The sequence below is a fragment of the Burkholderia singularis genome (genome assembly GCF_900176645.1).
Taxonomy (GTDB): domain Bacteria; phylum Pseudomonadota; class Gammaproteobacteria; order Burkholderiales; family Burkholderiaceae; genus Burkholderia; species Burkholderia singularis.
This window is the reverse complement of record NZ_FXAN01000030.1, coordinates 1-510: the sequence shown is the minus strand read 5'-3', so window position 1 is coordinate 510 and position 510 is coordinate 1. Positions and strand designations below refer to the sequence as shown.

General features: G+C 60.0%; 1 protein-coding gene. It reads left to right on the top strand.

Annotation, left to right across the window (positions count from 1 at the left end; genetic code table 11):
- Positions 1-467: transposase (locus BSIN_RS02600; protein WP_143757293.1), on the top strand; the 467-nt coding region annotated here is incomplete at its 5' end.
- Positions 468-510: the final 43 nt, after the last annotated feature.

The following is a 510-nucleotide window of genomic DNA, read 5'->3' as shown; positions in this document are numbered from 1 at the left end:
TTCAGACCTGCATCGTGCATCTGATCCGCAACAGTCTGGAGTACGCCAGCTACAAGGATCGCAAGGCACTGGCCACCGCGCTACGCCCGATCTACGCGGCCGCCAGCGAAGAGGCGGCGAGGCAGGCGTTACAGGACTTCGCCGACGGACCTTGGGGCGCGAAGTACCCGACGATCGTACAGTCGTGGCAGCGGGCATGGGAGCACGTCGTACCGTTCTACGTGTTCCCGCCGGAGATTAGACGGGTCGTATATACGACAAACGCCATAGAAAGTCTGAACATGCAGCTGCGCAAGATCATTAAGACGCGCGGCCACTTCCCGAATGACGAGGCGGCGATCAAGCTGCTCTGGCTGGCACTGCGCAACGTGCTGGCCAAGACCGTGCGGTCCGCCTTCGACTGGAAATCAGCGATGAACCAGTTTGCTATCCTGTTCGGAGAGCGATTTATGCAGGCGCGCGGATAACGTGCCGTTCAACCGCCTCGCCCACAAAAATGCGGACAGGTTC